The 26,296-nt window shown below is 68.0% G+C and carries 25 protein-coding genes and 5 pseudogenes; 13 read left to right on the forward strand and 17 right to left on the reverse strand.

Features of this window, described 5'->3' with window-relative positions:
* Positions 1–20: 20 nt before the first annotated feature.
* Positions 21–1,976 (forward strand): hypothetical protein, encoded by a 1,956-nt coding sequence (locus OHA19_RS39675; protein WP_331750511.1) that lies wholly within the window; start codon positions 21–23, stop codon positions 1,974–1,976.
* A gap of 432 nt (positions 1,977–2,408) precedes the next feature.
* Here OHA19_RS39675 and OHA19_RS39680 read toward each other — a convergent pair.
* A pseudogene (locus OHA19_RS39680) lies at positions 2,409–2,753 on the reverse strand (helix-turn-helix domain-containing protein); the annotation flags it as partial.
* A gap of 183 nt (positions 2,754–2,936) precedes the next feature.
* Between OHA19_RS39680 and OHA19_RS39685 the strand changes: the two are divergent.
* From OHA19_RS39685 to OHA19_RS39695, 3 genes are all read left to right on the forward strand, one after another.
* Complete coding sequence (locus tag OHA19_RS39685) at positions 2,937–4,013, forward strand: IS110 family transposase (protein WP_331750508.1); 1,077 nt, start codon at positions 2,937–2,939, stop codon at positions 4,011–4,013.
* A 385-nt stretch (positions 4,014–4,398) separates the two neighbouring features.
* A complete protein-coding gene (locus OHA19_RS39690; RefSeq protein WP_331754112.1) occupies positions 4,399–5,322 on the forward strand; it encodes an NADP-dependent oxidoreductase in 924 nt (307 codons plus the stop codon).
* A gap of 33 nt (positions 5,323–5,355) precedes the next feature.
* Positions 5,356–6,294, forward strand: coding sequence for an AraC family transcriptional regulator (locus OHA19_RS39695; RefSeq protein WP_331750505.1), 939 nt, complete (start codon positions 5,356–5,358; stop codon positions 6,292–6,294).
* A 457-nt stretch (positions 6,295–6,751) separates the two neighbouring features.
* On the opposite strand, the gene OHA19_RS39700 is transcribed toward OHA19_RS39695, so the two are convergent.
* Positions 6,752–6,904, reverse strand: a complete 153-nt coding sequence (locus tag OHA19_RS39700) for a hypothetical protein (RefSeq protein WP_331749772.1) — start codon at positions 6,902–6,904, stop codon at positions 6,752–6,754.
* A 102-nt stretch (positions 6,905–7,006) separates the two neighbouring features.
* On the opposite strand from OHA19_RS39700, the gene OHA19_RS39705 reads away from it, so the two are divergent.
* Complete coding sequence (locus OHA19_RS39705; protein WP_331750502.1) at positions 7,007–7,624, forward strand: TetR/AcrR family transcriptional regulator; 618 nt, start codon at positions 7,007–7,009, stop codon at positions 7,622–7,624.
* Between the two features lie 88 nt (positions 7,625–7,712).
* Positions 7,713–8,507, forward strand: a complete 795-nt coding sequence (locus tag OHA19_RS39710; protein ID WP_331749768.1) for an SDR family oxidoreductase — start codon at positions 7,713–7,715, stop codon at positions 8,505–8,507.
* A 41-nt stretch (positions 8,508–8,548) separates the two neighbouring features.
* Here the strand turns inward: OHA19_RS39710 and OHA19_RS39715 are convergent.
* Positions 8,549–9,303: pseudogene (locus OHA19_RS39715) on the reverse strand (IS982 family transposase); the annotation flags it as partial.
* 65 nt (positions 9,304–9,368) lie between these two features.
* On the opposite strand from OHA19_RS39715, the gene OHA19_RS39720 reads away from it, so the two are divergent.
* Positions 9,369–10,019: a hypothetical protein gene (locus OHA19_RS39720; protein WP_405722825.1), complete on the forward strand. Its 651-nt coding sequence runs from the start codon at positions 9,369–9,371 to the stop codon at positions 10,017–10,019.
* 504 nt (positions 10,020–10,523) lie between these two features.
* Here OHA19_RS39720 and OHA19_RS39725 read toward each other — a convergent pair.
* A complete protein-coding gene (locus OHA19_RS39725; RefSeq protein WP_331750480.1) occupies positions 10,524–11,816 on the reverse strand; it encodes an IS256 family transposase in 1,293 nt (430 codons plus the stop codon).
* A gap of 159 nt (positions 11,817–11,975) precedes the next feature.
* Here OHA19_RS39725 and OHA19_RS39730 point away from each other — a divergent pair, with 159 nt between their 5' ends.
* Entirely contained in the window at positions 11,976–12,506 is a 531-nt protein-coding gene (locus tag OHA19_RS39730) for a tetratricopeptide repeat protein (protein ID WP_331750497.1), read from the forward strand.
* 380 nt (positions 12,507–12,886) lie between these two features.
* Here OHA19_RS39730 and OHA19_RS39735 read toward each other — a convergent pair whose 3' ends face one another.
* Entirely contained in the window at positions 12,887–13,732 is an 846-nt protein-coding gene (locus tag OHA19_RS39735; protein ID WP_331750783.1) for a PaaX family transcriptional regulator C-terminal domain-containing protein, read from the reverse strand.
* A gap of 35 nt (positions 13,733–13,767) precedes the next feature.
* A complete protein-coding gene (locus OHA19_RS39740) occupies positions 13,768–14,403 on the reverse strand; it encodes a GNAT family N-acetyltransferase (protein ID WP_331750496.1) in 636 nt (211 codons plus the stop codon).
* 113 nt (positions 14,404–14,516) lie between these two features.
* On the opposite strand from OHA19_RS39740, the gene OHA19_RS39745 reads away from it, so the two are divergent.
* Positions 14,517–15,581: a serine aminopeptidase domain-containing protein gene (locus OHA19_RS39745; protein WP_331750495.1), complete on the forward strand. Its 1,065-nt coding sequence runs from the start codon at positions 14,517–14,519 to the stop codon at positions 15,579–15,581.
* Between the two features lie 61 nt (positions 15,582–15,642).
* Here the strand turns inward: OHA19_RS39745 and OHA19_RS39750 are convergent.
* The 5 genes and pseudogenes from OHA19_RS39750 to OHA19_RS39770 form a co-directional block, all read right to left on the reverse strand.
* Positions 15,643–16,538: pseudogene (locus tag OHA19_RS39750) on the reverse strand (IS5 family transposase); the annotation flags it as partial.
* A 63-nt stretch (positions 16,539–16,601) separates the two neighbouring features.
* The gene (locus OHA19_RS39755) at positions 16,602–16,973 is read right to left on the reverse strand and encodes a RacP protein (RefSeq protein ID WP_331750492.1); all 372 of its coding nucleotides are present in this window, start codon (positions 16,971–16,973) and stop codon (positions 16,602–16,604) included.
* A gap of 143 nt (positions 16,974–17,116) precedes the next feature.
* Complete coding sequence (locus OHA19_RS39760) at positions 17,117–17,440, reverse strand: hypothetical protein (protein WP_331750491.1); 324 nt, start codon at positions 17,438–17,440, stop codon at positions 17,117–17,119.
* Positions 17,431–17,955: a DUF1877 domain-containing protein gene (locus tag OHA19_RS39765; protein WP_331750490.1), complete on the reverse strand. Its 525-nt coding sequence runs from the start codon at positions 17,953–17,955 to the stop codon at positions 17,431–17,433. The genes OHA19_RS39760 and OHA19_RS39765 overlap by 10 nt, the downstream gene beginning before the upstream one ends.
* A gap of 35 nt (positions 17,956–17,990) precedes the next feature.
* Positions 17,991–18,146 (reverse strand): annotated as a pseudogene (locus tag OHA19_RS39770) (ATP-binding protein); the annotation flags it as partial.
* Positions 18,147–18,296: 150 nt separating this feature from the next.
* Between OHA19_RS39770 and OHA19_RS39775 the strand changes: the two are divergent.
* Positions 18,297–18,479: a hypothetical protein gene (locus tag OHA19_RS39775; protein WP_331750489.1), complete on the forward strand. Its 183-nt coding sequence runs from the start codon at positions 18,297–18,299 to the stop codon at positions 18,477–18,479.
* A 44-nt stretch (positions 18,480–18,523) separates the two neighbouring features.
* Here OHA19_RS39775 and OHA19_RS39780 read toward each other — a convergent pair whose 3' ends face one another.
* A complete protein-coding gene (locus tag OHA19_RS39780; RefSeq protein ID WP_331750487.1) occupies positions 18,524–18,898 on the reverse strand; it encodes a tRNA-binding protein in 375 nt (124 codons plus the stop codon).
* Between the two features lie 276 nt (positions 18,899–19,174).
* Between OHA19_RS39780 and OHA19_RS39785 the strand changes: the two genes are divergently transcribed.
* The gene (locus OHA19_RS39785) at positions 19,175–19,447 is read left to right on the forward strand and encodes a DUF6225 family protein (RefSeq protein WP_266726666.1); all 273 of its coding nucleotides are present in this window, start codon (positions 19,175–19,177) and stop codon (positions 19,445–19,447) included.
* Positions 19,448–19,739: 292 nt separating this feature from the next.
* Here OHA19_RS39785 and OHA19_RS39790 read toward each other — a convergent pair whose 3' ends face one another.
* Positions 19,740–19,922, reverse strand: a complete 183-nt coding sequence (locus tag OHA19_RS39790; RefSeq protein ID WP_331750482.1) for a hypothetical protein — start codon at positions 19,920–19,922, stop codon at positions 19,740–19,742.
* A gap of 33 nt (positions 19,923–19,955) precedes the next feature.
* Between OHA19_RS39790 and OHA19_RS39795 the strand changes: the two genes are divergently transcribed.
* Complete coding sequence (locus OHA19_RS39795) at positions 19,956–20,342, forward strand: hypothetical protein (RefSeq protein WP_405722819.1); 387 nt, start codon at positions 19,956–19,958, stop codon at positions 20,340–20,342.
* 287 nt (positions 20,343–20,629) lie between these two features.
* Here OHA19_RS39795 and OHA19_RS39800 read toward each other — a convergent pair whose 3' ends face one another.
* Complete coding sequence (locus tag OHA19_RS39800) at positions 20,630–20,938, reverse strand: hypothetical protein (protein ID WP_405753542.1); 309 nt, start codon at positions 20,936–20,938, stop codon at positions 20,630–20,632.
* Here OHA19_RS39800 and OHA19_RS39805 point away from each other — a divergent pair.
* Positions 20,825–22,028: pseudogene (locus OHA19_RS39805) on the forward strand (IS256 family transposase). The gene OHA19_RS39800 and the pseudogene OHA19_RS39805 overlap by 114 nt on opposite strands.
* Positions 22,029–22,278: 250 nt before the next feature.
* Here the strand turns inward: OHA19_RS39805 and OHA19_RS39810 are convergent.
* The 3 genes from OHA19_RS39810 to OHA19_RS39820 all read right to left on the reverse strand — a co-directional run bounded on the left by OHA19_RS39810 (position 22,279) and on the right by OHA19_RS39820 (position 25,665).
* Positions 22,279–23,658, reverse strand: coding sequence for a hypothetical protein (locus OHA19_RS39810; RefSeq protein ID WP_331750478.1), 1,380 nt, complete (start codon positions 23,656–23,658; stop codon positions 22,279–22,281).
* 562 nt (positions 23,659–24,220) lie between these two features.
* Positions 24,221–24,790 (reverse strand): transcriptional regulator, encoded by a 570-nt coding sequence (locus tag OHA19_RS39815; protein ID WP_331754121.1) that lies wholly within the window; start codon positions 24,788–24,790, stop codon positions 24,221–24,223.
* 164 nt (positions 24,791–24,954) lie between these two features.
* On the reverse strand, positions 24,955–25,665 hold the full coding sequence (locus tag OHA19_RS39820) for a hypothetical protein (RefSeq protein ID WP_331754124.1): 711 nt from the start codon (positions 25,663–25,665) through the stop codon (positions 24,955–24,957).
* Between the last annotated feature and the right edge of the window lie 631 nt (positions 25,666–26,296).

Below are 26,296 nucleotides of genomic sequence, written 5' to 3' on the forward strand. Positions count from 1 at the left end.
CTCTTCAGAAGGAGACACCAGTGCGACACCCGACCGACAGACCTATCCACACCGCGCCGGGACTCCCCGGCCTCAGCCGCCGCGCGCTGCTCGGAGCTGCCGGCGCCGCAGCGCTGCTGACCGCGCTGCCCGCCCGCCCCGCCGGCGCCACCGAGGGGACGACCGCCCTGTCGCTCCTCGACCCGCTGCCCCCGGGACTCCCCGACCGCACGCTGTTCGCCCCCGAGGAGCAGCGGTACGCGCCGTACCTGGTGACCCTCGCGCCGATGGCAAACGACATCGAGGATGCCGACCCGGCCACATACGGCTGGTTCAAGGGCGGCTGGTGGCGCACGCCGGACGAGCCGTACAACGCCCGGATCCAGGAGCACGTGTACACACTGAGCTGGTTCTACGCCAACTCCCGGCCCTGGAACCCGTACGCCGGTGACCCGGCACTGCTGGCCCGCCTCGACGCAGCGCTCCAGCACTATCTGCGCCTGCAGCACGACAACGGCTCATGGCCGGAGTACCGCCCCACCGAATATTCCAGAGCGGCCACCGGTTTCGGACTCGGGTATCTGAGCAAGACGCTGCAGGTTCTGCGCACGGTCGGGGCCCTGCCCCAGCGGCAGACCGAGATCCGGACCGCCGTGCACAGAGCGATGGTGTGGTTCCTCGACCCCGGCAACACCACCGTCTGGCAGAACCCCCTGAGATACGCCAACCACTACATCGCCGGCCTCGCAGGCGCGACCCTGAGTCTGCAACTGGACCCCGATGCCGCTTTGCAGACACGGCTGGCAGAACGCATCACCTTCATCGCAGACCGCGGTCAGAGCCCACAAGGTTTCTTCTACGAACCACGCGGCATGGACGTCGGCTACAACTTCGATGTCATGCTGCCGGACATGGCCGAGCTCTATCACCTCACCGGCGATCCGGCCATGCTCTCCATGGCCCGCAAATTCGCCCCCTGGCTCGGCTACAACCTGGTGTGGGAGCCCGATGGATCGGGCTACTTCACCAACGTCGCCGCCTCCGCCCGCACCAGCTCCCTCTCGTACGACGGGGTCATGCTGGAGCCCGACCGCACGCACCTCGGCTCGCTCTTCGTGCCTGAAACACCCGAGCTCGCGGCGTTCTTCACCGCCCGCGAGGACCGGGCGGACGCACGCGCCGCATGGGCAGCGGATCCGAATCCCGTGCCGGTGCTGGAGCGCGGCAAGACCTCCCCGCGCGTCATCGCGCACGTCCCTTACGGCGATGGGTCCCCGACCCGTGCAGAGAAGAACGACGCGATCTCCGATCTGCCGTACCTGAGGCAGGACAACTTCGTCGAACTCCGCCGTGACGCCAAACAGGACTTCCTCTTCATCCGGCGCCCCAGCCTCTACCTGGGAACCTTCTTCGGCACCCGAGCCACCAGCCTCGTTCGCTCCGGCCTCACCTTCCTGTGGCACCCCGACGCAGGCATGGTCGTGTACTCACTCAACAACGGCGACTCCTGGGCCACCGAGTTCGACGGCGGCCGGCTCGACGCCAACAGCGACCTGACGGCCGAGTACTTCACCGGTGCGCCCACCGCACGGCCCTGGACCGGCGGCGACCTCTCCCCCGGCGAACCCTTCTGCATCCGGTATCGCACCCCCGACTCCGCGGTCACCACCGACATCACTGTCGCCCGGCAGTCCGTGCGTCGCGTCGTGACCGCCGGCTCGGCGGCGAGCGAACTGATCCCGCTCGTGCTGCACCCGACCGACCAGGTGACCTTCACCGACGGCACGGAGGCGGCCTACGGCAGCGCGACTTCGGCTGCCGCGGACGGCCTTACCGTGCGCCGTGGCGACACCACGATCTTGATCCGGTGGGATGCCCCACGCGCCGCCAGCCTCACCAGCGGCCCCACCACGTTCCTGCGCGACGCCACCCGCCGCGCCCACCTACTCCGCATCCCGCACCCTGGCGCTCTCCACCTGACGATCACGTTCAGCTGAACCACACCAACGGGACGTCACCGGCGTCCCCCAAGGAATCGGACAGGCATGACGATTCGACCGTCTCAACGAAAGTCGACGGTTGCGTGGCTGCTATCTCGATGAGTATTCCTGGCATCGGGTAACCCGCTGGCTGCGTAAACGACATCCTCGTGTCCCGTGGGCATCCTTGTTCCGGCGTTTCCTCCCGGGGAAACGTCGGCCGAAGACGGGATCTCGCTGATCCAACCCCAAAAGGTTCCGGTGGTCCGCTACCGATATCGGAGGCGGAACATACCGACACCATGGACGCCAATACCGGCAGCCGTCGGCTAACCGGCGGCAAGAGCACGTGGAGAGCCGGATGCTCGGAGACGGGCACGTCCGGTTCGGCGGGCGGGCCGGGGAAACGGAACACCAGAAATGGTGTCACCGCGCCCCAGTCCGACCCGACTCATCCACACAGAACACCAATGCCCGTTTGGGCGGGTCCAGGTAGAGGCCGACGACATCGTGGACCTTGTCGACGACGTACGGATCGGTCGACAGCTTGAAGGTCATCTCCGAGCGGTGCGGCTGCGGGTCGAACGCCCGCCAGATCCGTGACACCGATGACTGCGAAAGTCCCATCTCATTCGCCATCGACCGTGTCGACCAGTGTGTCGCGTTCTTCGGCGTAGATTCCAGCGTCCTGGTGACCACCGCGGCGGCCTGCTCGTCCGTCACCGTCCTTGGGCCACCCGGACGCGGCATATCACCCAGACCGGCGATCCGGTACTGCCCGAACCGGGCTCGCCAGCAGCCCACCGCCTGCGGGTCCATGCCGACCGACACCCTGGACGCTACGGCTGCAGACCGAGCATCTGGGGTCGATTCAACAAGTCAGGAGCTTGGTCCAGAAGCCCCGTCACTGTCTTGTCCACCCGCCCGACCGGCGCGTGCCGCCCTCGGCACGGACTGGCAAGGACGGACACGACAAGCATGACGCACAACGCCCCGGAGATCACCGGCGGAGTCGACACCCACGGTCTGACGCACCACGCCGCGGTGATCGACCCCGTCGGCAGGCATCTGGCCGACCGGGAGTTCCCGACCACGATCCGTGGCTACCGGGAACTTCTGGACTGGATGCGCTCCCACGGCAAGTTGATCGCGGTAGGGGTGGAGGGCACCGGCGCCTACGGGGCCGAACTGGCCAGCGTGCTGACGGCGGCCGGGATCGCGGTTATCGACGTGGACCGCCCGGACCGCAAGACCCGCCGGATGAAGGGCAAGTCCGACCCGATCGACGCCTACGCCGCCGCGACGGCTGTCCTGTCCGGCCGGGCGACCGGCACTCCCAAGAGCAGGGACGGCGTGGTCGAGGCCGTCCGCGTGCTGCGCGTCGCCCGCCGCAGCGCGGTCAAGGCCCGCACCCAGGCGATGAACCAGATCCGGGGTCTGCTCGTCTCCGCGCCGGCGATGCTCCGTGAGCAGACCACCGGCATGGACCGTGCGGCCCTGATACGCGCCCTGGCCCGACTGCGGCCCGGCGACGACCTGTCCCGCCCGCTGGCCGCGACCCGCGCGGCGCTACGCCGCCTGGCCCGCCGCCACCAGGCCATGGACGAGGAGATCGCCGAGCTGGACGCTGAACTCGGCCCGCTGACCCGGCAGGCCGCCCCCGTGCTCCTGGAGCTCTACGGCGTCGGCCCCGAAACCGCCGGCCAACTACTGGCTTCGGCCGCCGACAACCCTGAACGGATGCGTTCCGAGGCAGCCTTCGTACACCTGGCCGGCGTCGCACCGATCCCGGCCTCGCCCGGCCGCACCCACCGCCACCGGCTCAACCGCGGCGGCGACCGTGCCGCGAACAACGCCCTGCACACCATCGTCCTGGTGCGCATGCGCTACGACGAACGCACCCGAGCCTACGTCGAGCGGCGCACCAAGGAAGGACTCTCGAAGAAGGACATCATGCGCTGCCTCAAGCGATTCGTCGCCCGCGAGGTCTACCGCGCTCTCACCAGCACGCCAGCGGGCCAAATCACCCAAATCGACCTTGCTCCTGCCGCTTGACATCTATAGGAGCATCCCCTGCACTCAACCTGCTGGGATGAAACCGTCCTGTACGTGTGGGTCTGAACCCGCTGCGGGCACTTGTACCCGACGCTGAGGTTCCTGGCCTTACAGCTGACCCAGAGTCCTGGCTGTGCGGACTGGCAAGGCCGACGCACCGCTCGGCCTTTCTGGCGGGCGCCACGGCCTGATCATCTACTTCATGATCGTCAAGGGTGTCATCGACGCCTGAGGCATTTATGGCCGAGAGTACCCGCCGACAAGACGCTGGGACATGTAGCCGAGACGGAAGGCTATTCTGCGGCTCATTCGATCTTTCTAGGGTTGGGGACATCAAGCAGGGCGCCAAGCCGGACATCAACCGGTCGAACCAGGGAGAGTTACCGTGCGCACAGTGTTCCAGAAGTCTTTCGGTGGCCCCGAGGTCCTTGAGGTCGTGGAGACCGAGCGGCCGAAGCCGCTGCCCGGCGAGGTTCTTGTCAAGGTCCACGCCAGTGCGGTCAACCCTGTGGACGTGTTCGTCAGGTCCGGCGCTTTCCCACTGCTCGGTGAGCCGCCGTTCGGCGTGGGCTGGGACATTTCCGGGGTGGTCGAAGAGGTCGGCCCCGGCGCCAGGTTCGAGGTGGGTGACGAGGTATACGGGATGCCGTTCTTCCCCCGCGCCGCCACCGGGTACGCCGAGTACGTCGCCACACCGTCCCGCCAGGTGGCTCGCAAGCCCGCCTCGCTCGACCATGTGCACGCCGCCGCCATCCCCCTCGCGGCGCTCACGGCCTGGCAGGGCCTGGTACAGGCGGCAGGCGTCAAGGAGAGCGACCGGGTACTGATCCACCGGGCAGCCGGTGGTGTCGGCCACTTCGCGGTACAGATCGCGAAGGCACACGGCGCCCATGTGATCGCCATGGCCAGTCCGGCCCGGCACGATTTCGTCCGCGGCCTCGGCGCCAACGAGGTCATCGACTACCGGACCACCGACTTCACCGAGGCCGTCAAGGACGCCGACGTGGTTTTCGACTCCACGGCCCAGGGCGATCTCTCGCTCAGTGTGCTGCGCCCCGGCGGCGTACTCATCAGCATCGTGGAACACGCCGACCCAAAGCTCGCCGTACGCGTCGAGGCCGCCGGGCGGCGCTTCGCCGGCATCTCGGTCGAGCCGGACTACGCCGCGCTCGAAGCGATCGCCGACCTGGTCGACGCGGGCCTGATCCGCCCGCACGTCGAGGAGACGTTCCCGCTGGAGGAGGCCGGTAAGGCACATGAGCTGGTCGCCTCGGGACACGTACAGGGCAAGATTGTCCTGACGGTCTGACCGCGACGGGCCGAATCAGGGAGAGCAAGGCGGATGGATATCCTCACCGAGGCGCTGGCCTCGATGCGCACCGGGCACCCGGCATCCGTACGGACCAACGGCCGCGCCCCTTGGGGCGTGCGGCTGCCGCCAGTCGCAGGCGCCGGGTTCCATGTGGTGCTGTACGGGACCTGCTGGCTGGTCCCCCTCAATGACACACCACCGCATCTCAAGCCGATCCCGCTGAGCCCCGGTGATGTGATCTTCCTGCGCAGCGGGCGGGGCCATATCCTCGCCGATCATCCCTCCACCCCGGCCGTGGAGGCCACGGCGGAGCAGATCCAACGGGGCTCACCGATCGGCTCGCTCACACTCGGTGGCAAGGGCCCCGAGACCAGCCTCCTGTGCGGCGACTACCACCTGGACCAAAGCCGCCCGCACCCCCTGGTGCGCCACCTGCCCGAGGTGATCCATCTGCCGACACGGCACGGCCGCCATCCGGAGTTGAGCGCCGCCGTCCAACTCCTCGGCTCCGAGCTGGAAAACCCACGCATCGGCTCGGACGGCATCGTGCCCAGCCTGATCGACTCGCTGCTCCTCTACATCCTGCGGGCCTGGCTGGACGATCAGCCCCCGACCGCCGCCCAGGGGTGGGCCGCGGCCCTGGGCGACAAGGCGGTGGCGCCTGCCCTGTCGGCCATTCACGACGACCCCTCGGTCCAGTGGACGGTCGAATCACTGGCCGAGCGGGCAGGGCTGTCCCGCGCCGCCTTCGCCCGGCGGTTCGCCTCGCTGGTGGGCGAACCACCGATGGCCTATCTGACCCGCTGGCGCATGACGACCGCCGCCCGTCTGCTGCGCGAGTCCAACGCCCCACTGACGACGGTCGCCGCCCGCACCGGATACGGCTCGGAGTTCTCCTTCGCCAAAGCATTCAAGCGGGAGTACGGCCTGGCCCCGGGCGGCTACCGGCGCCAGACCAGGGCTGCCTAGTGTCCTGCGCCAGTAGTTGAGCGTTGGTTGTCGTGTGACTTCTGCTACCGGACGGGTTGTTCCACTGATCGTGCGACCGCAGGGTCTGCGCACTGTTCCGCCGGAGTCGGCCCTGCACTGCACCACCAGCCGCCGCGCACCGACCTGGCGCGCCGGAGCTCGGCCAGAGGAGGCAGTTTCGCTCGACGCGTAGGCCTGGGATCCGCACCTGCTCCGGCACTCAGGCCGCTACGAGCAGGATGTTGAAGGCGGCCTTGTCCTCGATCCGCGCGGGGGTTGCCGTCGATCCGCCGGTGGCGCGGGCAGCGTGGACAGCAGTTCGGCAGCCTCGCTGTCCACGACACTGATCCAGCCGTGCCGCTTTTCGGCCCCTCGGACACGGTCCTGGGCGGCCAGGACCGTGTGGGGACCGGCGTGTTCCTACCGGGATAGCAGCCGATCGCTCGCGCCGGCCGCGTCAGGGTGCGCAGCCGGAGCCCGGCGTGCAGGGGGCGCATGGACGAGCGAACCGCTCGGCTGAGACCAGCGGGCGGCCCGCCAGGGCCTCGTCGAGGGCGGTCTGGGTCGCCTCCACGATTCCCGGATCGGGCACCGACATCCGGCCGGTCATGCCGCGCACTCCAGTTCGCCGCTCGCCGCGGCCGGGGTCCTCCGGGCAGTGCGGTTCTTGATCAATTTGAAAAACCGACTCGAAGGTATTTAGTATCGGGGCATGGGAAGGCCAGTGGACCAACTGACACCGAAGGGCGCTGCGACGCGGCGGGAGATTCTGCGCGCGGCCGCCCGTGTCTTCGATGCCAAGGGGTATGCCCTGGCGCGGATGGACGACGTGGTGAGCGAGACCGGCCTCACCAAGGGTGCCGTGTACTTCCACTTCAAGAGCAAGGCGGCCCTGGCCCATGCGGTCGTCGACGATCAGAAGCAGGGGATGCTTGCGCATGTGCGCAGGCAGCTCGAGGGGCTCGGAGGGCCGGCCGCACAGGTACGCGGACTCGTCCCCGTCCTCGTGGACCTCGTCATCGCCGAACCCGCGGGATGGTCCGTCGTACGGCTCGACCGCGAACTCACCACCGAGTCACCGCAGGAACACGCCCAGGTGTCCGTTCTCGCGGAGTGGGTCGGCCTGGTCGAAGAACTCCTCCTGGCCGGCGCCCGCGCGGGCGACCTGCATCTCTCGGCCGACGCCCATGCGCTGGCGACCGTATTCGTAGGTGCGTTCGACGGGCTGAAGGGCGTCCTCGAGGCCACGGGGCGCGCCACTCCCGAAGAGCTGCGCCGTGCGGCGGGCGTTCTCGCCGAAGTCATTGAGGCGACCATCGAAGCTCACTGAACGCGGGCAGGCCGGACATCACGCACGTCGGCAAGCCGGGCCTTTTCATCACCAAGAAAAAAACCTTCAAGTAGGTATGGAGACAGATATGAACTACTCGGACACCCTCACCTCCCAGCTGGCCGTCGTCACCGGCGCTTCGTCAGGAATCGGCGCCGAGTTCGCCCGCCAGCTGGCCGCCCGCGGTGTGGACCTGGTCCTCGTCGCCCGTTCGAAAGACAAGCTGGAGGAACTCGCCTCGACCCTGCGGACCAAGCACGGCGTGACTGTCAGACCCATCGCCCTCGACCTATCCCTGCCCGACTCCTCCGAGACCCTCGCGCGCATGCTCGACGAGCAGGGCGTCGCCGTGGACATCCTCATCAACAACGCCGGCTTCGCTTCCCACGGCGACCTCGCCGAGGCCGACCCCGGCCACATGGCGTCCCAGGTGCAGCTCAACGTCGGCACGCTCGTCGGCAACACCACCCGGCTCCTGCCCGGCATGGTCGAGCGCGGGCGCGGCACCGTCATCAACGTCGCCAGCACGGCCGGATTCCAGGCGGTGCCGCACATGGCGGTGTACTCCGCGACGAAGGCATTCGTCCTGTCCTTCACGCGTTCCCTCTGGGGCGAGACCCGCGGCACCGGTGTGACCGTCCTCGGGATCTGCCCGGGCGCCACCGACACCCCGTTCTTCGACGTGGCCGGTGACAACGCGTCGGTCGGCGCCCGGCGCACACCGCAGCAGGTCGTCGCCACAGCACTCACGGCACTCGGCGGACGCAAGGCGACCGTCGTCGACGGCGCCGGCAACGCCCTGGTGTCACGCGTCGTCAGCCGCCTGGTACCCGAGCGCCCCCTGATCCGCATCGCCGAACGCAGCGTACGCCCGAGCGCGTAAAGGGCCCGCCGGCGAACCGTGAACGCACCCCACCTCACCGCGCTCTCGTTGAACGACTCAATGACTTGCCGCAGGGGCTTGAAGGAGTGCGTGCCGGGTCGCTGCCGTTCACCTTTGCAGGTCGGCCGCAGCAACTGGGTCCCGTGACCGGCGATTTCGTGTTCGAAGGCGCGGCCGAAGTAGTTCTTGTCGCCGATCAGTGTCTGTCCGGGTCTGCTTTGAAGGAAGTCCGGTTCGGCGGCGAGGAGGTCGAGGAGGGTTTCGCATTCGTCGGCTTCGGCTCCGGTCAGGGCGAAGGCGACGGGCAGCTCCTGGAGGGTGCATATCAGGTGCAGGCGCAGTCCCCAGAAGAAGCGGCTGTGGCTGGCGCAGTAGCCGTACTGAGCCCATCCGGCGAGGTCGGAGCGGTTGACGGTCTCGCGTACGCGGCCGCATTCCACAGGTGTGGAGTCCACGATCCATACGTCGTCGCTCCACACCGAGGTGTTGGTAGCCAGGATCCGGGTGATCCCGCGTAACAGGCGGGCGGCCTTGCGCAGCCGCTTGTTGTAGCCACGTTGCTGGGGCAGGTAGGGGAAGAGGTGCCGCAGGTGGGCGCCGGCGTGGCGGAGCCACTTGGCCTCGGAGGTGAAGCCGAGCATGGCCTGCATCATCGCGAGGGTGACCAGTTCGGCATCGCTCAGGCGCGGCCGACCGGTGGTCGCCACGGTGCCACGTCCTGATGCTCCTTCAGCAGGTCATCGGCCGTCGCATAGAGCGCTGTCGCGAGGGTGTCCAAGTTGTTGTCACAAAGCAATTTTGGACGCCCTCGTTCTCGTCTCCGCAGGCGCCCCTTGGGATTGATCACCTACATTGGGCAGCATGTCCACGAGTCTGTTGCCACAACATCGAATCCTCGACGCTGAAGAGGCCGAAAGGAGGTTCGCGGTGTCGGCCGACGTCGGGTATCCGTACCGGGATTTCGCTCGCGATCAGGAGATTCGCCTGTACGCCACCGGTCTGACCGTTGACGGCGACCTTGTCTCACAACCACCCGGTGACGGGAATCCCTGCAACGTGATCGTGGCGGGGGACCTGACTGTCGGTGGGGACCTGTCGTGGTCGTCCTATGGTGGCGGCTGTTTTCTGCTGGTGACTGGAGACCTGCGGGCACGTAACATCTTCGTCGCCGGAGAGCCGAACGTGGTGGTGCGCGGTGACCTAACCGCGTCGAACGGCGTCTTTGGTCACGACAACTACGGCGTCCTCGTCGTCTGCGGACGCACCACCGCCCGCATAGTCATCAACACCTCCGGCTTCAACATGGTGTTCGCCGAAGATCCCCAGGCATTCGTCATGGGTCATCCGAACCGCCAGAACTTCGCGAGCGATATCGACGACGAGCTGGAGCTCGAAGACGTCTTGGCCACCGACCTTCTCGACCATGGCGGCGCCAACTTCGCAGCGATCCGTGCGGCGTTGGTGGCCGGACGGTCGATCCTGCGGCCAGGCTTCTCCAGCGACGCATCTTGACCGGCGACCCGGAGGCCAGTGACGCCAAATTGCTTCGACGGCCGTGGCCTGGTGGCTGCGTTGCGGCAACGACGAGCGCTCGTACGGGCAGGCGATCCCTTGGAATCAATCACCTAGCGGGAGCTGACCAGGTAGAAGGTACCGTGCTCCCATGGATCGGCTGGTACGACACCGAGCGCCTGCATCCGCAGGGGATCCAGGGCGTCGGCGTCGTGGGCGTCGGCTCGGATGATGCGACCGGTGCCCAGGTGCAGCGAGACCCGCAGCCGGCGGCCTGTCCGGTGGGCACCTCCAGGGGAGATCCAGAGAGAACTGAAGGGCGGCTGCGGCTCGGGGGGCAGAGTAGCCCGTGGGTTCCGGGCTCCTGGTTCGCTTCGGCAGGGCACTCTGGCTCCGCGCTTGATCCCCGCAAGTTCCTGCTGCGGAGTGCTTGGCCATGGCTTGGAACTCTGGCGCGTCTCAGTCGGGTCTGTCAATCGAACGGTGTATCAGGGGTGTTTGGGGTTACTGACGGGGTGCGGAGAGGCGGCCGTCGAAGGTGATGTCGAAGGCGTTCAGCGCGGTCTTCCAGCGCAGGGTCCAGCGGGTTTGCCCCTTGCCGGTGGGGTCGAGGGACATGATCGCCATGTAGACGCATTTCAGGGCGGCCTGCTCGTTGGGGAAGTGGCCGCGGGCCTTGACCGCCCGCCGGATCCGGGCATTCACCGATTCGATCGCGTTGGTCGTGCAGACGATGCGGCGGATCTCGGTGTCGAATCGGAGGAACGGGGTGAACTCCTCCCAGGCGTTCTCCCAGAGTCTGACGATCGCCGGATACTTCCTGCCCCACGTGTCGGCGAGCTCGGCGAATCGTTCGAGCGCGGCCTCCTCGGTCGGCGCCGTACAGACCGGCTTGAGAGCCCTGGCGATCTTGTCCCAGTCCTGGCGGGCGGCATATCGGAAGGAGTTCCGCAGCAGGTGGACCACGCAGGTCTGCACGATCGTCCTCGGCCAGACGGTCTCGACCGCGTCGGGCAGGCCCTTCAGCCCGTCGCAGACGAGCATGAGGACGTCGTTGACGCCGCGGTTCTTGATCTCGGTGAGGATGTGCATCCAGTGCTTGGCGCCCTCGCCGCCGTCCCCGGCCCACAAGCCGAGGATCTCGCGCCGGCCCTCGACGGTGACGGCCAGGGCCACGTAGATCGGCCTGTTGGCGACGGCGCCGTCGCGGATCTTCACGTGGATGGCGTCGATGAACACGACCGGACAGACCGGGTCGAGCGGGCGGTTCTGCCATTCGGCCATGCCCTCGAGGACCTTGTCGGTGATCGTGGAGATCGTCTGGCGGGAGACGTCGGCGCCATAGACCTCCGCGAGGTGGGCCTGGACCTCGCCCGTGGTCAGGCCCTTCGCCGACAGGGAGATGACCATCTCGTCCACCCCGGACAGGCGCTTCTGCCGCTTCTTGACGATCTTCGGCTCGAACGCCCCGTCCCGGTCGCGAGGGACGGATATCTCCACCGGACCGACGTCCGTCAGCACGGTCTTCGTCCGGGTGCCGTTGCGGGAGTTCCCGCCGTTCTTCCCGGCCGGATCGTGCTTGTCATAGCCGAGATGGTCGGTGATCTCGCCCTCCAGGGCGGACTCCAGCAGCCGCTTCGTCAGCTGCTGGAGCAGTCCGCCCTCGCCGGTCAGCTGCAGTCCCTCGGCCTGAGCTCGGGAGACCAGCTCGTCGATCAGCCGGTCATCCACCACCCTCGCCGGCTGCGGCTCTACCGCCTCGCTTATCTGGGCCTCGGCCACGTTCTCACTGGTCATCGATGCATCCTCCATGATCGGGAGTTACACCGAACGATTTACAGTCCCAGTACAGACGCCAACGCTGCCAACGCCGGGCCGGCCCACAGGCAGGCGCCTGCGGACGAGGCTGCATTATGGTGAGCCGATCTTCGGACCCGTACGCATGGAGGCGCAGCAGTGACGACCGACGTGACGCCCGAACTGGCCGAGGCGATTCAACGTGGCTACGACCAGCGCGACCGGGCGAACATGGCGCCGACGATCGCCTACTTCCAGGCACTGCTTGCCGAACACCCTGGTCACCCAGTCCTCATATACGAGGTAGGTGGCGCCTACGACACCGCGGGCCAGGAGGAGACCGCCCGCAGCTACTACGAGCGGGCGCTCGCCCTCGACCTCGACGGTGACGTCCTGCGCCGGTGCCTGTGCCAGTACGCCAGCACCCTGAGGTGGCTGGGCGAGCTGGACGAGTCGCTAGCGGTGCTCGACCGCGCCCGCAGGGAGTTCCCCGACTCGGACTCCGTACGCGTCTTCCGCGCCATGACCCTCAACGACGCCCAGCGGCCAGACGAGGCGGTGGCCGAGTTGCTCACCGTCGTCACCGGGCACGCCGAGGTCACCGGGCACGCCGAGGTCACCGACCTCGGGCGGTGGGCGGTCGGACTGCGTGGCCTCGCCCAGTGGCTCGCCGACGGCCGCCCCGAATAGGAAGCACCTACCCTGCACAAGGCCAGCGCAGGAGGGCCTTGGCCGGTGGGCGTGTCCGCGACAGGCATGAACACGGCAGTGTTCGACGGGAGATCGGCTTTCTGCTGCGATGAGCGTGGCTGTGGGGGCGGAAGCTTCTTTCTCACTCTAAGTAATGGTCGATCGGCTCGACGACTTCGCACACCCGAGGTGCCACGCCGATCGTGGAAGTGGGCCGACCTGTGATTCCACTGATGGGGGCAGGCTTCGAGCCTGTGCACGTTCGGCGACAGAGCCAATCAAAGTGCACAACCTTGATCTGACGCCTGTCCGTCCGCAAGGGCAGGTGGCCTCGCGGTACCTTCGCCCATCAGGCACGACCCGCGCCGTCCGTTCCGTCTTCAGTGCGTGGTCTGGTCTGCTGTTTCTCGGGTGATGTCGGCGTAGAGGCGGAAGAGAGTCGGGCGGGCTTCGCCCTGGTCACGTTCGTGCAGAGCCGCCCAGCACTGGGCGATGAGCTCCCGGGCCTGGGTGCCGGGCCAGGGCCGGGGCAGGAGCTGAGGCGGCAGCAACGGGTCGGGCTCTATGGCGCGGGTGAGTTCGGCGGCCAGCTCGACAGCGATGGTGAGGAGTGCGGATGGGGAGAGTTCGGCAGGGCCGGTGAGCCGGGCGAGGCGGGGCTGGGCGATACGGCTGAGGTGGTAGTAGCGATCGGCGATCTCCTGCAGGGGCCATAGACGTCTGGCGAGTTCGGCAGGCTCTTGGGTGTCGCCCCTGCGTAGGTCCGTCGTGGTGAGGAGGGTGAGCGCGCCGTGGGTGCCGAGCCGGTGGGCCGCTTCTTCGACGTACGGTTCCCACGTGTTGGCGCAGACGTACAATCCGCCCTGGAGCGGGGCGCCACCGAGGTGGACGAGCGTCTCGCGCAGGGCGTCCCGGGCGGTGCGCGCCGATTCGGGCACCGCGAAGGCGGCCAGGTGCCAGACACCGTCCCAGGGCGCGAGCCCGGCATCCTGTTGGAATGCGTGCCGCAGGAAGTCCGCGTTGGGGGCGAGGGCACGCTTGGTGTCCGTGGTCGCGTGCAGCTCCGCCTTGCGGCCTCGGCCCTCGTGGGTGAAGCGGCCTTCAGACACGAGGCGTTTGATGCACAGCCGTACCTGCTGGTCGCTCATGCCCAGGGTGTTGGCGACGGTGTACAGCTCATCCGCGTCGACGGTGCCGTCCTCGCGGATCAGCGCGTGGACGAGCATGCGGGTGGGGACCTCGACGTGGTCGGTCTCGGCGCTCACAGTTCTCTCACTCCTTTTGTTCCGACCAGGCGGTGCATGGTGGTCACCGCGCCGAATCCGAGCAGTCCGCGCAGGTAGGGCGTGTGCTCGGTCCGTACGGCCGTGAAGCCGCGCCGCTCGTACAGGGCCCTGGCGCGCGGGTTGGTGTCGATCACGTCCAGTCTGATCTCCCGGCAGTCCCGCTCCGCCGCGACGGCGGCTACTTCCTCGATGAGCAGGCTCCCGACGCCCCGGCCGCGCATGGCCGGGTCCACGGCGATGCCGTCCATGACGAGTTGTCCGGGGGCCGGGTGGCGTTCGAACAGGGCGAGGAGCAGGAGTCGGTGCAGTCCGCGTACGTGTCCGTACGCGCGCAGTACGGCGCAGGCCGATCCTCCGGTGAGGGCCCGCCCGTCGTACTGGTAGCCGGCGAGGCCGACGAGCTGCCCGTCCAGGAGTGCGCAGACCGCTCGATCGGTGTTCAGGTGGGCGGCGATGAAGGGCACCGCCTTGCCCGGCGGGTTCAGGGCGGGACCGAGTTTGCGGCCGAAGGCGTCCCAGTACAGCTCGGCCGCCCGCCGCTCGGCTCCGGCCGGAACGCCCCGCCGCACTGTCACCGGTCCAGTGCCGGTGCCTGTCACGTTCAGTCCCATGCCGTGCTCCCTTCCTCCCTGAAACCTCGACCCGAATCTATCAAACTCTCGGTGATCGTTCCGTCCATGATAGTTTAGGTGTCCACTCAAACCCGAACAGAGGCAGCCATCCCATGTGTCCAAAGACCCAGCCCCGACGGCACGGGCTCCGCATCGCCGTGTGGTCACTCGTCACGGTCCTGATCGTGGCCGCCGGTCTCGTCGGTGTGGTGCTGTGGCAGAACTCATACGACATGGACGAGCAGCGGGTCACGATCCGCCACGGCGGCCACACCCTCAACGGCGTACTGGCCATCCCCAGGGACGGCCTCAAGCACCACGGCCTGGTCGTGTACGTCCACGGCGACGGCCCCGTCGACGCCACCCACGACGACGGTTACAAGCCCATATGGGAGGCGAACGCCAAGGCCGGGTACGCCTCCCTGTCCTGGGACAAGCCCGGCGTCGCGGACGCACCAGGCAACTGGCTCGACCAGTCCATGGACGATCGGGCCAACGAGGCAGCCGCCGCCATCGCCTGGGCCCGCGCCCGCCCGGACATCGACGGCGACCGGATCGGACTCTGGGGCGCCAGCCAGGCGGGCTGGGTCCTGCCGAAGATCGCCGCCAAGACGCCCGTGAGCTTCGTCATCGCCGTCTCGCCCGCCATCAACTGGCTCCAGCAGGGCCGCTACAACCTCCTCGCCGAGCTGCGCGCCGACGACGCATCAGCAGCCCGCACCAAGGCGGAGACCGCCAAGAGCGACACCACCCTCCGGCTGCTGGAACGCCATGCGACCTTCGAGGAGTACGTCAAGGCGATGCGCGGCGACGCGGACGGCATGACCGCCGACCGCTGGGGCTTCATCTCCAAGAACTACACCGCGGACGCCACACAAGACCTCCGCGCCCTGCGCGGCGTACCGGTGCTGCTGACCCTCGCAGGCCATGACATCAACGTGGACACCGCCGACACGGAGCGCACCTACCATAAGGTGCTGGACGCAGGCGGCGCTTTGACGGTCAAGCATTACCCGGACGCGACCCATTCACTGCTCAAGCAGTCCATTGAGCAGTCGGACCTCAAGATCACGCTCACCGCGCTCTTCTCCCCCCACTCGCTCTTCGCGGACGGATTCCTGGACAGCCAACGACAGTTCCTCAAGGAACTCGGCCGCGTCAGCCACGCCACCCCATGACACTCCCGCAAGCTCGGCCATGGCGCATGGTGCACGTTCACGTGTACCGCCCGGTGCGCTTTGAAGCGAACGTCGACACTCTTCCCGAAGAATCCGGGGCGATCAGTCCCGCTGGGCTTCGCGGGGCGGCGGCTGGCCCTTGCGGCGGGACTGTCGTTGGGTGGTGCGCCTGGTCATCAGGGTGATCGCGGCCAAGGTGATCAGCGCCTCGGAGTGCTGGATGAGGCGTTCGTAGTCGCGGGCGTGTCGGCGGGCGTGCATGACCCAGGCGTGAGTGCGTTCGACCACCCAGCGGCGGGGAAGAACGACGAACCCCTTCGCGTCCTTGGGCCGGCTCACGGTCTTGATCGTGAGGTTCAGGTACTTCTTCGCCCAGGTCACGAGCTGTCCAGCATAGGCCGAGTCGGCCCAGACGATCGTGATCTCGGGGTGCATCAGCCGTAGCCGGAACAACACTTCCTTGGCCGCGTCGCGGTCGGTGATGTCGGCGGGGGTGACCATGACGAACAGCGGCAGGCCCTTGGTGTCCACGACCAGGTGCCGCTTCCTGCCATTGATTTTCTTCGCCGCGTCGTAACCGCGGGAGTCCTTGCCGACGGTCTCGGCGGCCTTCACCGACTGCGAGTCGATAATGGTGGCGACCGCGCCAGGGGACCGGCCCATGTCGTGGCGGACCCGCTGGCGGAGCTGGTCGCGGATCTGACCGAAGATGCCGGCCGCCGCCCACCTGGCCAGGAATCCGTAGCAGGTCCGCCAGGGCGGGTAGTCCTTGGGCAGGGCTCTCCACTTGCAGCCCGTGTCAACGACGTAGCGGATCGCGTCCACGATCTCCCGGCGCGGGTGCTTCTCCGGCCGGCCGCTGGCCTTCGTCTCGCAGGCCGGGGTGGGCAACAGCGGTTCGAGCAGTGCCCACTCGTCGTCCCAGGTGTCCGACGGATAGCATCGGCGCCGGGCCATGCGCGCTCCCTCCCCTCAAGGCGAAGGCCATGGTCCGGCCGCGAAGCGGCCGGACCATGGCGCTCACGCGTCGATGTAGTCGGCGATCACGTCGAGCGTGGACTCCACCGAGTTGAGCTGGGTGTTCAGGTGCTTGACCCACTGGCCCTTGGGCTGCAGAGCCGCGTGCGGGGCCACGACCCCGGTGATGAACCGGCGGATCTCTGTGAGCTTCTCGCGGATCACCGCGACCTCGTATGCCTGGAGCTCGACGGGGTCGGAGCAGAACTTGTAGCCGTCCGCCCGGTTCCAGATCAGCGGCGGCCAGCCGCGCTCGGTGATGATGTCCCGCAGGCAGGCCAGGCCCGCCCGGACCTGGCTCTTGCTCAGAGCCGAGGCCCTGCTGAGCTGGTCGAAGGCCAGCCCGGCCGGCCTCGCCTCAAAAGGGCACCCCACGAAAACGATGCTCGGTACGGTGGCCTGCACGTCCCACGTACCGGTCCTGAAGGGCAGAACACGTGTCGGCGTCCTGCGTGGACGCTTGCGCGAGGGGCTGAGCGTTGCGTCTCACCACCAAGCCTGGCCATGCAGCGGCATGGTCAGGTTTGTCCACGATGACCGGTTTCGAGATCGTCGCGGACGTCCAGATCGACGAGATCCACGCGCTCATAGCTCAGGTGTTCGTGATCTCCGCCGGAAACCCAGTGGACGAGACATGCTGCACTGGATGGAATCCAGCTCTCGGACCCCAGACACACGTCACTGCGGGCGGCGGCCGGTCGGCAGTGATCCACCCCTTCAACCAGTACCTCGCCGGCCCGCACACCGGCCTTGTGGACGCTCGCGTAATTCCCCAGGCGGAAGTTCACGTAATTCCCCAGCTGCTGACGTGAGCCGACGTTGGGGCTGTCGGTCAGTCCCACCAGAGCACGACGAGAAACTGCCGTTGAGACGCACCACGGTAGAACTTATGCATGGCGTTGAAGTGCTCTAGCAGGTACTTCTTGGGGCCACCGACGATCTTGTCCGCGCCGTTGCCGATCAAGGAGGCGGCCTCTGCCTCGTCTGTGGGCAGGGCGGCCAGGAGGGCCGGAAAGTCGATCTGCCCGAGCAGTTCCGCGGCGCGAGCCACTTGAGCCGCAGAGAGGGCCGTGGGGTTTGGCCCGAAGGGGCCGATGGCATGCGGATGCGTGTTGAAGAAGGCGAGGTCGATGGCGGTGTCACCGTCGAGAGCCTGTCGGAGAGCATTGCGATGGACGTCATCGAGACCTCCCAGCTCACAGACCCGTTCGAGCAGGAACGGGGCCCAGTCCAGGTCGAGGACGTCCGCCGAAGGCGGATCCCAGAAGGGATCTCCATCCGGCGATGCGTCGGCTGACTGGCGGCAGGAGGCGAGATACTCCGCCGGGATGCGGGCGAGTTGCTGAGTGACGGCCATGACGGCAGTATCCCGACGACGTCCACCGGTTTTCCCTACTTGGTCTTGTCGGTGGGGTTCCTCGGACGCTTGTTGGGGCGGTAGCTGGGTCCGTTCATGATGACCTGGTGGCTGGTGTTGATGAGCCGGTCCAGGAGGGACTCGGCGACGACGGGGTTGGGGAAGAGGGGATACCAGTCGCTGAGTGCCCGGAGGTGCCGGTGACGCTGGAGATCGCGGCACGGGGGGTGCGCTGCGATCGGACCCGGTGGGAGTCGACCGCCACGGTGCGCCTGCGCTACGCCACGGCAGACCTCGGGCATGCGGTGCTGTCGGCGCCCGTAGCGGTCACCGCTCACCCGGTGCCTTTCACCTCCAGCCCTGCGGACACCGTGGACGAGAGCGTGCTGCCCCGCATCGTGGCCGGCCTGCGCAACCTCGCCATTAGCGTCTTCCGCCAGAACGGCGAGACCAACATCGCCGCCGCCCTCCGCCGCACCAGCCGCGACTACCACCGGCCGCTGTCGACCCTCGGCCTCACGTGATCAACCCGGACAGGTCGCGATCGGGCAACGGACCTGGCAGGACACTAGCCCACCAGGTCACCCGGCGCGGCGCCCTTGGCCGGGACGAGGAGCTGGGCCCTGCCGTCCGTGTCGTAGGAGCCGAGCAGCAGGAATTCGCTTGGGAAGCCCGCGATGCGCTTGGCCTTGAGGTTCACCACGCCGACAACCAGGTCGCCCAGCAGGAACTCCGGTTCGTAGTGGGTGACCTGTGCGCTCGTGCGCAGGATGCCTGCCGGGCCGAAGTCAACGGACACCTTGTAGGCGGGCTTCCTGGCCTCCGGGAAATCTTCGACCTCGACCACGCGCCCCACTCGCAGCTCGCAGGCGAAGAACTGGTCGGCGTCGATCTTTTCCCGGGGTTTTTCCTCGGATTCTTCTGTGGACTGCGTGGCACTCATGGCCGTCATCCCTTTCACGTCGGTGTTTCCGAGTGTCGTGTGCGATCACGCCTACGTTACTTAGAGTGGTCAAGGATGAGCAATCCGGCACCGACCACTACGATCCCGCCCCTCCCGAGCGGGTCCTCGACGCGCTACGGTATCCACCGGCCGGGCCTGCTTCACCACCGGTGATCAGCTTTTCACCCCAGCCCCCTGTACCCCGGATCAGCGCTCTGGCCCGGGGTACAGCCGTGTCTCCACCAGCAACGCCGCCTGGTTCGGCACTCTGTGCGCATGACCGACGTCTTTGACCACGCCCCGCAGGTATGGAACGCCGCGCAGCTCCGCGCAGCACTCAAGGACCTGCCCGACGACACCCCCATTCACATTGGTGTCGCTGAAGACCCCGGCGACTTCGGCGGGTACCGCGAATCCGTCCTCGTCGACGCCCACCACGTGGAGAACTGGTGGCCGGCCACTGGCACCACGCCCGAACGGGCAGAGAAGGAGAAGGCGCTCACTCTCTTTGCCGACTGGACGCCCGGAGAGTACGACCTGCTCGACTGAAGCTCCCGCGCAACGGCATTCCCGGAGCCGGCAGCCGCGCCCGGCGACGCACCGGCCCCGATCGCGGCGGCCCGTACCCAGCGCCGCCGCCAGGCCGCGGGGACCAAGGCCGCCGCGCTGCGCCGGGCCCGAGCTGAGAAGGCCGGTCGAGTGGCTGTGCCTCTGCGCCTTGAGCAGACGGCGTGACCGGTGCTGGCTGCGGTTCAGGCGCTCTGTCGACGTCTCATCCGGCACGGTACCGGCCGCAGGACGGGGCGATCCGCCTATCAGCAGTAAGGGCGGGCCGGGCCAGCTACTCGCGGCGCGCGAGCTCCTCCGGGGTGGGCCGGTGCCGGGTGACGTACGGGCGGCCGCTGTAGTCGAGGGTCACCGCGTGCCGCGGCACGTCGTAGAAGACGTGCTCGATGACCAGGCAGGCCGGTCGGTGGAGATAGCTCAGGGCGACGCTGTGCTGGAGCGGCTGAGTCCCCAGCACCGGCGCGAACAGGTCGAGTACGGAGCAGGCCAGATGCTCGGCGCCCTCGAAGCGGCTGAACGTGGCGTGGGTTCAGGCAGATTGCACTGGGAGATTACTGCAGAACTGCACAGGCACATGAAGATCCTCGCCCCCACCGCCGCGTATATGTCAGACGCTTTCGCGCCTGCCCGGAAGCTGCTCGACCGGATCATCGCCGCTGACCCCGAGGCACCCGCCCTGCCGCCGCCCGACGCAAAAGACGCACACTTGCGGACCACTGCCGCCCGCGTCTGGGCCCTGACACGCGAACACCATCCCGACCTCGCACAGGCATTCCACTGCATCGCCGATCCCGCCTCAGCAGCCGAACGTCCCCTGCGGACACTGTTCGCCGCTCTCCCAGAGCATTTGAAACAGCACCCGCACATCGCTGACTAAATCCTGCTCGCAGCCGAAAGACTGGGCGCTGCCCATGCGCTTCGGTCTCGGTACTCCGGCCACAGTATCGATGACCTTTTCCGCGATAGCTTCGACAGTGCCTCCGAGACGCTCTTCGCCATGGGAACAGCGGCCGCCACGACGGCCAATATCCAAGCGCTTGCCCCGGCGTCCGGCGTGCCCGACACCCGAGCGAGAGTACGCCCGACGGCTCACGACCCGACCGGGATGCAGCAACTGCGGCAAGGCGCCGAATCACCCCGCCCACAACCCCTTCAGTAGAGCCCTCACACCCCGGCGGCCCCTTCCGCCTTCGCCGCCCGGTCCGTGCTGCCGGCGCCCGCGGGACTGTAAATCGTTCGGTGTAACTCCCGATCATGGAGGATGCATCGATGACCAGTGAGAACGTGGCCGAGGCCCAGATAAGCGAGGCGGTAGAGCCGCAGCCGGCGAGGGTGGTGGATGACCGGCTGATCGACGAGCTGGTCTCCCGAGCTCAGGCCGAGGGACTGCAGCTGACCGGCGAGGGCGGACTGCTCCAGCAGCTGACGAAGCGGCTGCTGGAGTCCGCCCTGGAGGGCGAGATCACCGACCATCTCGGCTATGACAAGCACGATCCGGCCGGGAAGAACGGCGGGAACCTCCCGCAACGGCACCCGGACGAAGACCGTGCTGACGGACGTCGGTCCGGTGGAGATATCCGTCCCTCGCGACCGGGACGGGGCGTTCGAGCCGAAGATCGTCAAGAAGCGGCAGAAGCGCCTGTCCGGGGTGGACGAGATGGTCATCTCCCTGTCGGCGAAGGGCCTGACCACGGGCGAGGTCCAGGCCCACCTCGCGGAGGTCTATGGCGCCGACGTCTCCCGCCAGACGATCTCCACGATCACCGACAAGGTCCTCGAGGGCATGGCCGAATGGCAGAACCGCCCGCTCGACCCGGTCTGTCCGGTCGTGTTCATCGACGCCATCCACGTGAAGATCCGCGACGGCGCCGTCGCCAACAGGCCGATCTACGTGGCCCTGGCCGTCACCGTCGAGGGCCGGCGCGAGATCCTCGGCTTGTGGGCCGGGGACGGCGGCGAGGGCGCCAAGCACTGGATGCACATCCTCACCGAGATCAAGAACCGCGGCGTCAACGACGTCCTCATGCTCGTCTGCGACGGGCTGAAGGGCCTGCCCGACGCGGTCGAGACCGTCTGGCCGAGGACGATCGTGCAGACCTGCGTGGTCCACCTGCTGCGGAACTCCTTCCGATATGCCGCCCGCCAGGACTGGGACAAGATCGCCAGGGCTCTCAAGCCGGTCTGTACGGCGCCGACCGAGGAGGCCGCGCTCGAACGATTCGCCGAGCTCGCCGACACGTGGGGCAGGAAGTATCCGGCGATCGTCAGACTCTGGGAGAACGCCTGGGAGGAGTTCACCCCGTTCCTCCGATTCGACACCGAGATCCGCCGCATCGTCTGCACGACCAACGCGATCGAATCGGTGAATGCCCGGATCCGGCGGGCGGTCAAGGCCCGCGGCCACTTCCCCAACGAGCAGGCCGCCCTGAAATGCGTCTACATGGCGATCATGTCCCTCGACCCCACCGGCAAGGGGCAAACCCGCTGGACCCTGCGCTGGAAGACCGCGCCGAACGCCTTCGACATCACCTTCGACCGCCGCCTCTCCGCACCCCGTCAGTAACCCCAAACACCCCTGATACACCGTTCGATTGACAGACCCCCTCGCCCACGAACGGCTGCTCGGCAACGAGCACCCCAGTACTCGTGCTGTTCGTGGTGCGCTGTCCCGGTGGCGGTCGGCAGAGGGTGGTTCTGGGGAGCCTCCGTTGTAAAGAGGGACCGCGAAGATCTTGGTGGGCGGGGCGTCTTTCTGGTCGTGCATGAGGCGGTCGTGCGGGTGCGGCTACAGTCGCGAAGGGGCCCGGTGCGGGTCAGTCGACCTCGGCCGGCGGAGCGAGAAGCGCGAAGAACGCCTTGCGGTCCTCCTCGCTCAGCTTGCCATCCAGGGCGACGGCCCGGCGCAGGGTCCGGAGCGTCTTGTCTGCCGGGATCTGCCACCGGGTGTGGGCCTCGCGCGTGATCTCGCCGATGTAGTGGTGGGCGGATTCGGGGTGGTGGCGGATGAACCAGTCGAGCATCTTCGCGACCGGGCTCAAGAGGTAGAGGTGCCGCTTGTCGTCCGCGTGCGCCCCGGTCTTGCCGTTCAGGTCAATGGCGTCGGCGAAGTCGTTGAGGACCGCGCCCTGGATGGACGGGCCCAGGATGTCGGTGGGCAGGATGCGGTCCAGGCTGACCGCGACGTCCCAGGCCAGGGCGTCGGCGACCTCGCGGACGGAGTTCTCGTTGCGTGCCCGCAGGATCCACCGCTTGCGCACGTCCGGCCGGTCCCACAGCAGGCTGTGGAAGTCGTCGGCGAAGTGGTCGCGGACCTCGGCGCCGCCGGGCGAGAGGTTGTCACGGTTGCCGGATGACATGGCGGCCTGGACGCCGTGGTAGGAGCGCTGGCGTGCGTCCACCCAGTCGTCGGCCACCGCCCGGGCCCACTGGTCGCGGCCACCGACCGTCGCCTGTGGCTGAGGTACCTCGCTGTTGCCGCGCGAGATGTAGGCGCGCAGCGTGGAGGCGGTGATGCCGCCGAGTTCGGCCATGTCCGGGATGCCGAGCAGCTGGGCGCCGGTGAGCTCGGGGCTGGAGATATCGACCACGCACTTGTCCAGCGGGCGTGAGGTCTCCTGCTCCTGGTGGCGGGCGGCCCACAGTGCCAGGTGGTCGGGCCAGTTCTCCGGGGCCGGGACTTCGGGATCGAAGGTGGTGACCTTGCCGATGGAGGCGCGGGCCGGGTCGGCGCGGCGGTCGAGCATGTCGGCGGCGCTGACCGTGGCGGCGGCGCGGGACTTGCGCCGTTCGTGGTCCTGCGCGACAGGGTCCCAGACCTGTCCGGGCCGGTACCAGGTGGTGCCGTCCCACCAGTAGCCGCCGGCGCGGAACAGTAGCTGGCTCCCCGACCACTGGCTGTGCAGGTCGGAGGTGTCCTGGTCGCGCATCAGCAGCACGGTCCGGCCGTGCTCGGGGTGGTAGCGCACCGACCAGCCCAGGGTGTGGTTGAGCGGGTCGGTGGTGAAGGCGTGCCAGCCACCGCTCTCACGGTTGTGGTCGTAGCGTCCCCACATGCCGTCGCCCTGGTGGCGGCCGACCGCCTCGATGGCTTCGGGACCCTTGTCAAGGGGGATGTGCGAGTCGTCGACGAACGGCAGGCCGGGCACCGGGTGGTCGGTGCTTGCCCCGTTCGCGAGCGGGTGGACGTGAGACAACGTGATTCCCCATTCCCTGCCGAGTGCTGCACATCTTATGCAGCGATTCACTTACTCTCTTATACATCGTCAGCAACCCTTCTTGTACAGCATTTTCGAGCCAACTCTCTGCAGCGGAATGTCCGAGAGCGGCCTGCCGGGGGTGAACGAGCTCGCCGAAGCCGAGGCGGCCATGCGCCTGTCCTCGCTCATGGCCCGCTACACCAAGGTCGACCTGCTCTGCCGGCCCGGCCGATGATGAGGGGTGGGACTTGGCGTTCGAGACGATGGAAGACCTCGAAGAGCTAGTCGCTGAAGCCCGTGTCGCCCGAGCCCAGGAACGACGAAAGGCTCCCGGAGGGTGATGTCTTGCTCTCCTCGCTCAAGTCGGCGACATCGCCGTCCGCGGCGATACCCAGCTGCCGTACTCGACGCTTCCGCCCCCGGGACGGTTGGATCGTTCGGCAGGGCCTCACAGGCGCAAGAGCAAGGCGAACGCGCGCCCACCTGACGGCCTGTCGGCCGAACGCGAACCGCCCCGGGCTCCTGGGAGACTGGGGCGACTAACGGGCGCAGGGGCGCTCTACGCGGCGAAGCCGATGTTGGTGACGTACTCGTACTGACCCCACGGGGATCCCAGGTCGACGATGACGTCTTCCCAGGAGTCGTCGAGGGCCTGGTGGGCGCCGGCCGACCAGGCTTCGACGATGCGGTCCCAGCGGCGGACGTTCATCGCGCGGTACTCCACCAGCCGCTGGAGCGGCCGCGGCACCTGCGACTGGTTCAGCGGGTGGATCTCGACCCGTGTCCCGCCGTTGGCATTCAGACGTCGCAGGAGGTGCCGGGCGACATTCTGGCGGCGGACCTGGCGATAGGCGGCGTCGATGCGTTCCAGGTTGGCGTTCGACGGCCGGCGCCGCTCCTCCAGCCACGCCTTCAGCGTGCGGTCGGTCACCGTGAGTCCGGCATCGCGGGCCGCCCGGCGGCTGTGGTCGGTCCGGGTCAGGTAGTGCAGCCGCGCCATCAGACCGCGCTTCACAGTGACCGGGGTGACGTTGCCGTCCGCCAGCTCGTCGAGCTTGCGTGCGACGGCGTCGCTGCCCTTGATGCCCCGGGCGCCGAACTTCCCGAAGTCGATGTTCCTCTCCGGCATGAGTCTCTCCCCCCTTCCTCGTCGTGCGAACTGGTTACTCGTCAGCGTGGACAGATCTTCTGTACGCCTCTCTGCGCCGCGAACTCGGTCCGCCTCGGTCTCTGGGAAGGGCCCGGGGCGGCTGATCGTCAGCGAGAGGCGCCCTCAAGGGACTTGAGGGGCGGTCAGAAGGGCGGGAGGCCGCTGGACCCCGAAGCGGACACGGCGGCCAGCTCCGGGAACTGTGCGGCGATCTCGTCCCGGATGCGCTTGGTCTCTTCGGCGTCGGCCTGCTGCTGCGCGGTGCGCTCCGCGGCTTCTGCTGCTGCGTGCTCCTCGGCCTGGCGGTCCAGATCGGCGCTCAAGTCCGCGGCGGCCTGCTGCTCCGCCTCCAGGGCGATGGCTTCCTGCGCCCACCGGTCCGCCAACTGCTGCGCAGCGGCTGCTGCCTCGTCCTGGCACCTAGCGCACTCCCCGTCCTCCGGGGCCTGGCCCTTGCCAGGGGTGTGGCAGATGCTGCACTCCCACCAGCCAGGGCGGTGCGGTGCCTGCCGCACGGCGCCGGTGTTCCTCCCCGCTGCTGCTGCCGCTTTTTTGGCCGCCCGCGAATCTGCGCGTCGCTCCGCGCAGACCCGGCAGTCCGCGCCGGTGTCGATGTCGCGGCCGTCCTCGCACCGGAGGTGCGGGCACTCCCCCGCCCGCACCAGGGCCATCGCCACACCCACGGCGCTACCGATGCCCTTGCCCTCGGCGGAGTGCAGCGCATCGGCGTACCCGTGCTGCACCCAGCGCCGGGCCACGCGATCGATGATCTGCTCGGTGGTGCGCGCGCCCATGCTCTCCAGCCACTGCCGGCGGCTGCGCCTGGGCAGGGTGCCGTAGGGCAGCAGCGCCACCAGGGCGGCAGGCAGGGAAGCGACGACCGCCTTGACCCGGGCTGCCTGCTCCCCCGTCAGCTACTGGCCCTCCGCGCCCTCAGCCCGCTGCTTCGGGACATCCGTCCCGGCCGGTGCGCCCTGCCCTTCCGACGACGAGCCATCTTGCCCGGACGCGGCGGAGCCGCCCTCCGCGCGCTCGCACGCGCTACTACCTTGCACCAGCCCTCCGGGCGTCAGCAGCGCTACGCGGCGCAGGCGCTAGATCTGTTGTGGAAGAAGGGTCTGGAGGAACGGCTGTAGATAGGGCGTCACCCATGACGCCACCCGTCAGGGCGGGTAGGGCGCGATCCGGCCGTGACGGGTGGGGGAGAACCTGCCTGCTGCGCTCCCAGGCGCCACACGGGGCGTACAGCGGCGCAGTAGCACCTCGGGCCCAGGCTGAACTGGCACGCCCGCGCCATCTTCTCGAGCGGAGTCAGCGCTGGTCAGCGGCCTGAAGCGGGTACGGTGATCCGTTACGAGTGACGCTTTCGCGTACCTGCTCTGTCCGGTGACGCGCTCGGTAGGCTGCCTGCCGGCACGCAGAGCGGTCGTAGATCGAATCACGCCGATGTCCGTGCCCCAGGGCGAACCGTCGGCCGCACACGGG

Origin of the sequence: Streptomyces sp. NBC_00012, assembly GCF_045040875.1 — a bacterium.
Taxonomy (GTDB): Bacteria; Actinomycetota; Actinomycetes; order Streptomycetales; family Streptomycetaceae; genus Streptomyces.

What these genes read in the sequence shown, in the direction of transcription:
- OHA19_RS39685 (WP_331750508.1), top strand. Translation starts at nt 2,937, where the DNA reads ATGACGCACAACGCCCCGGAGATCACCGGCGGAGTCGACACCCACGGT.
- OHA19_RS39695 (WP_331750505.1), top strand. Translation starts at nt 5,356, where the DNA reads ATGGATATCCTCACCGAGGCGCTGGCCTCGATGCGCACCGGGCACCCG.
- OHA19_RS39700 (WP_331749772.1), bottom strand. Translation starts at nt 6,904, where the DNA reads ATGACCGGCCGGATGTCGGTGCCCGATCCGGGAATCGTGGAGGCGACC.
- OHA19_RS39705 (WP_331750502.1), top strand. Translation starts at nt 7,007, where the DNA reads ATGGGAAGGCCAGTGGACCAACTGACACCGAAGGGCGCTGCGACGCGG.
- OHA19_RS39710 (WP_331749768.1), top strand. Translation starts at nt 7,713, where the DNA reads ATGAACTACTCGGACACCCTCACCTCCCAGCTGGCCGTCGTCACCGGC.
- OHA19_RS39720 (WP_405722825.1), top strand. Translation starts at nt 9,369, where the DNA reads ATGTCCACGAGTCTGTTGCCACAACATCGAATCCTCGACGCTGAAGAG.
- OHA19_RS39725 (WP_331750480.1), bottom strand. Translation starts at nt 11,816, where the DNA reads ATGACCAGTGAGAACGTGGCCGAGGCCCAGATAAGCGAGGCGGTAGAG.
- OHA19_RS39735 (WP_331750783.1), bottom strand. Translation starts at nt 13,732, where the DNA reads ATGCTCGTCCACGCGCTGATCCGCGAGGACGGCACCGTCGACGCGGAT.
- OHA19_RS39740 (WP_331750496.1), bottom strand. Translation starts at nt 14,403, where the DNA reads ATGGGACTGAACGTGACAGGCACCGGCACTGGACCGGTGACAGTGCGG.
- OHA19_RS39745 (WP_331750495.1), top strand. Translation starts at nt 14,517, where the DNA reads ATGTGTCCAAAGACCCAGCCCCGACGGCACGGGCTCCGCATCGCCGTG.
- OHA19_RS39765 (WP_331750490.1), bottom strand. Translation starts at nt 17,955, where the DNA reads ATGGCCGTCACTCAGCAACTCGCCCGCATCCCGGCGGAGTATCTCGCC.
- OHA19_RS39780 (WP_331750487.1), bottom strand. Translation starts at nt 18,898, where the DNA reads ATGAGTGCCACGCAGTCCACAGAAGAATCCGAGGAAAAACCCCGGGAA.
- OHA19_RS39785 (WP_266726666.1), top strand. Translation starts at nt 19,175, where the DNA reads ATGACCGACGTCTTTGACCACGCCCCGCAGGTATGGAACGCCGCGCAG.
- OHA19_RS39795 (WP_405722819.1), top strand. Translation starts at nt 19,956, where the DNA reads ATGCTCGGCGCCCTCGAAGCGGCTGAACGTGGCGTGGGTTCAGGCAGA.
- OHA19_RS39800 (WP_405753542.1), bottom strand. Translation starts at nt 20,938, where the DNA reads ATGGTCGGTGATCTCGCCCTCCAGGGCGGACTCCAGCAGCCGCTTCGT.
- OHA19_RS39815 (WP_331754121.1), bottom strand. Translation starts at nt 24,790, where the DNA reads ATGCCGGAGAGGAACATCGACTTCGGGAAGTTCGGCGCCCGGGGCATC.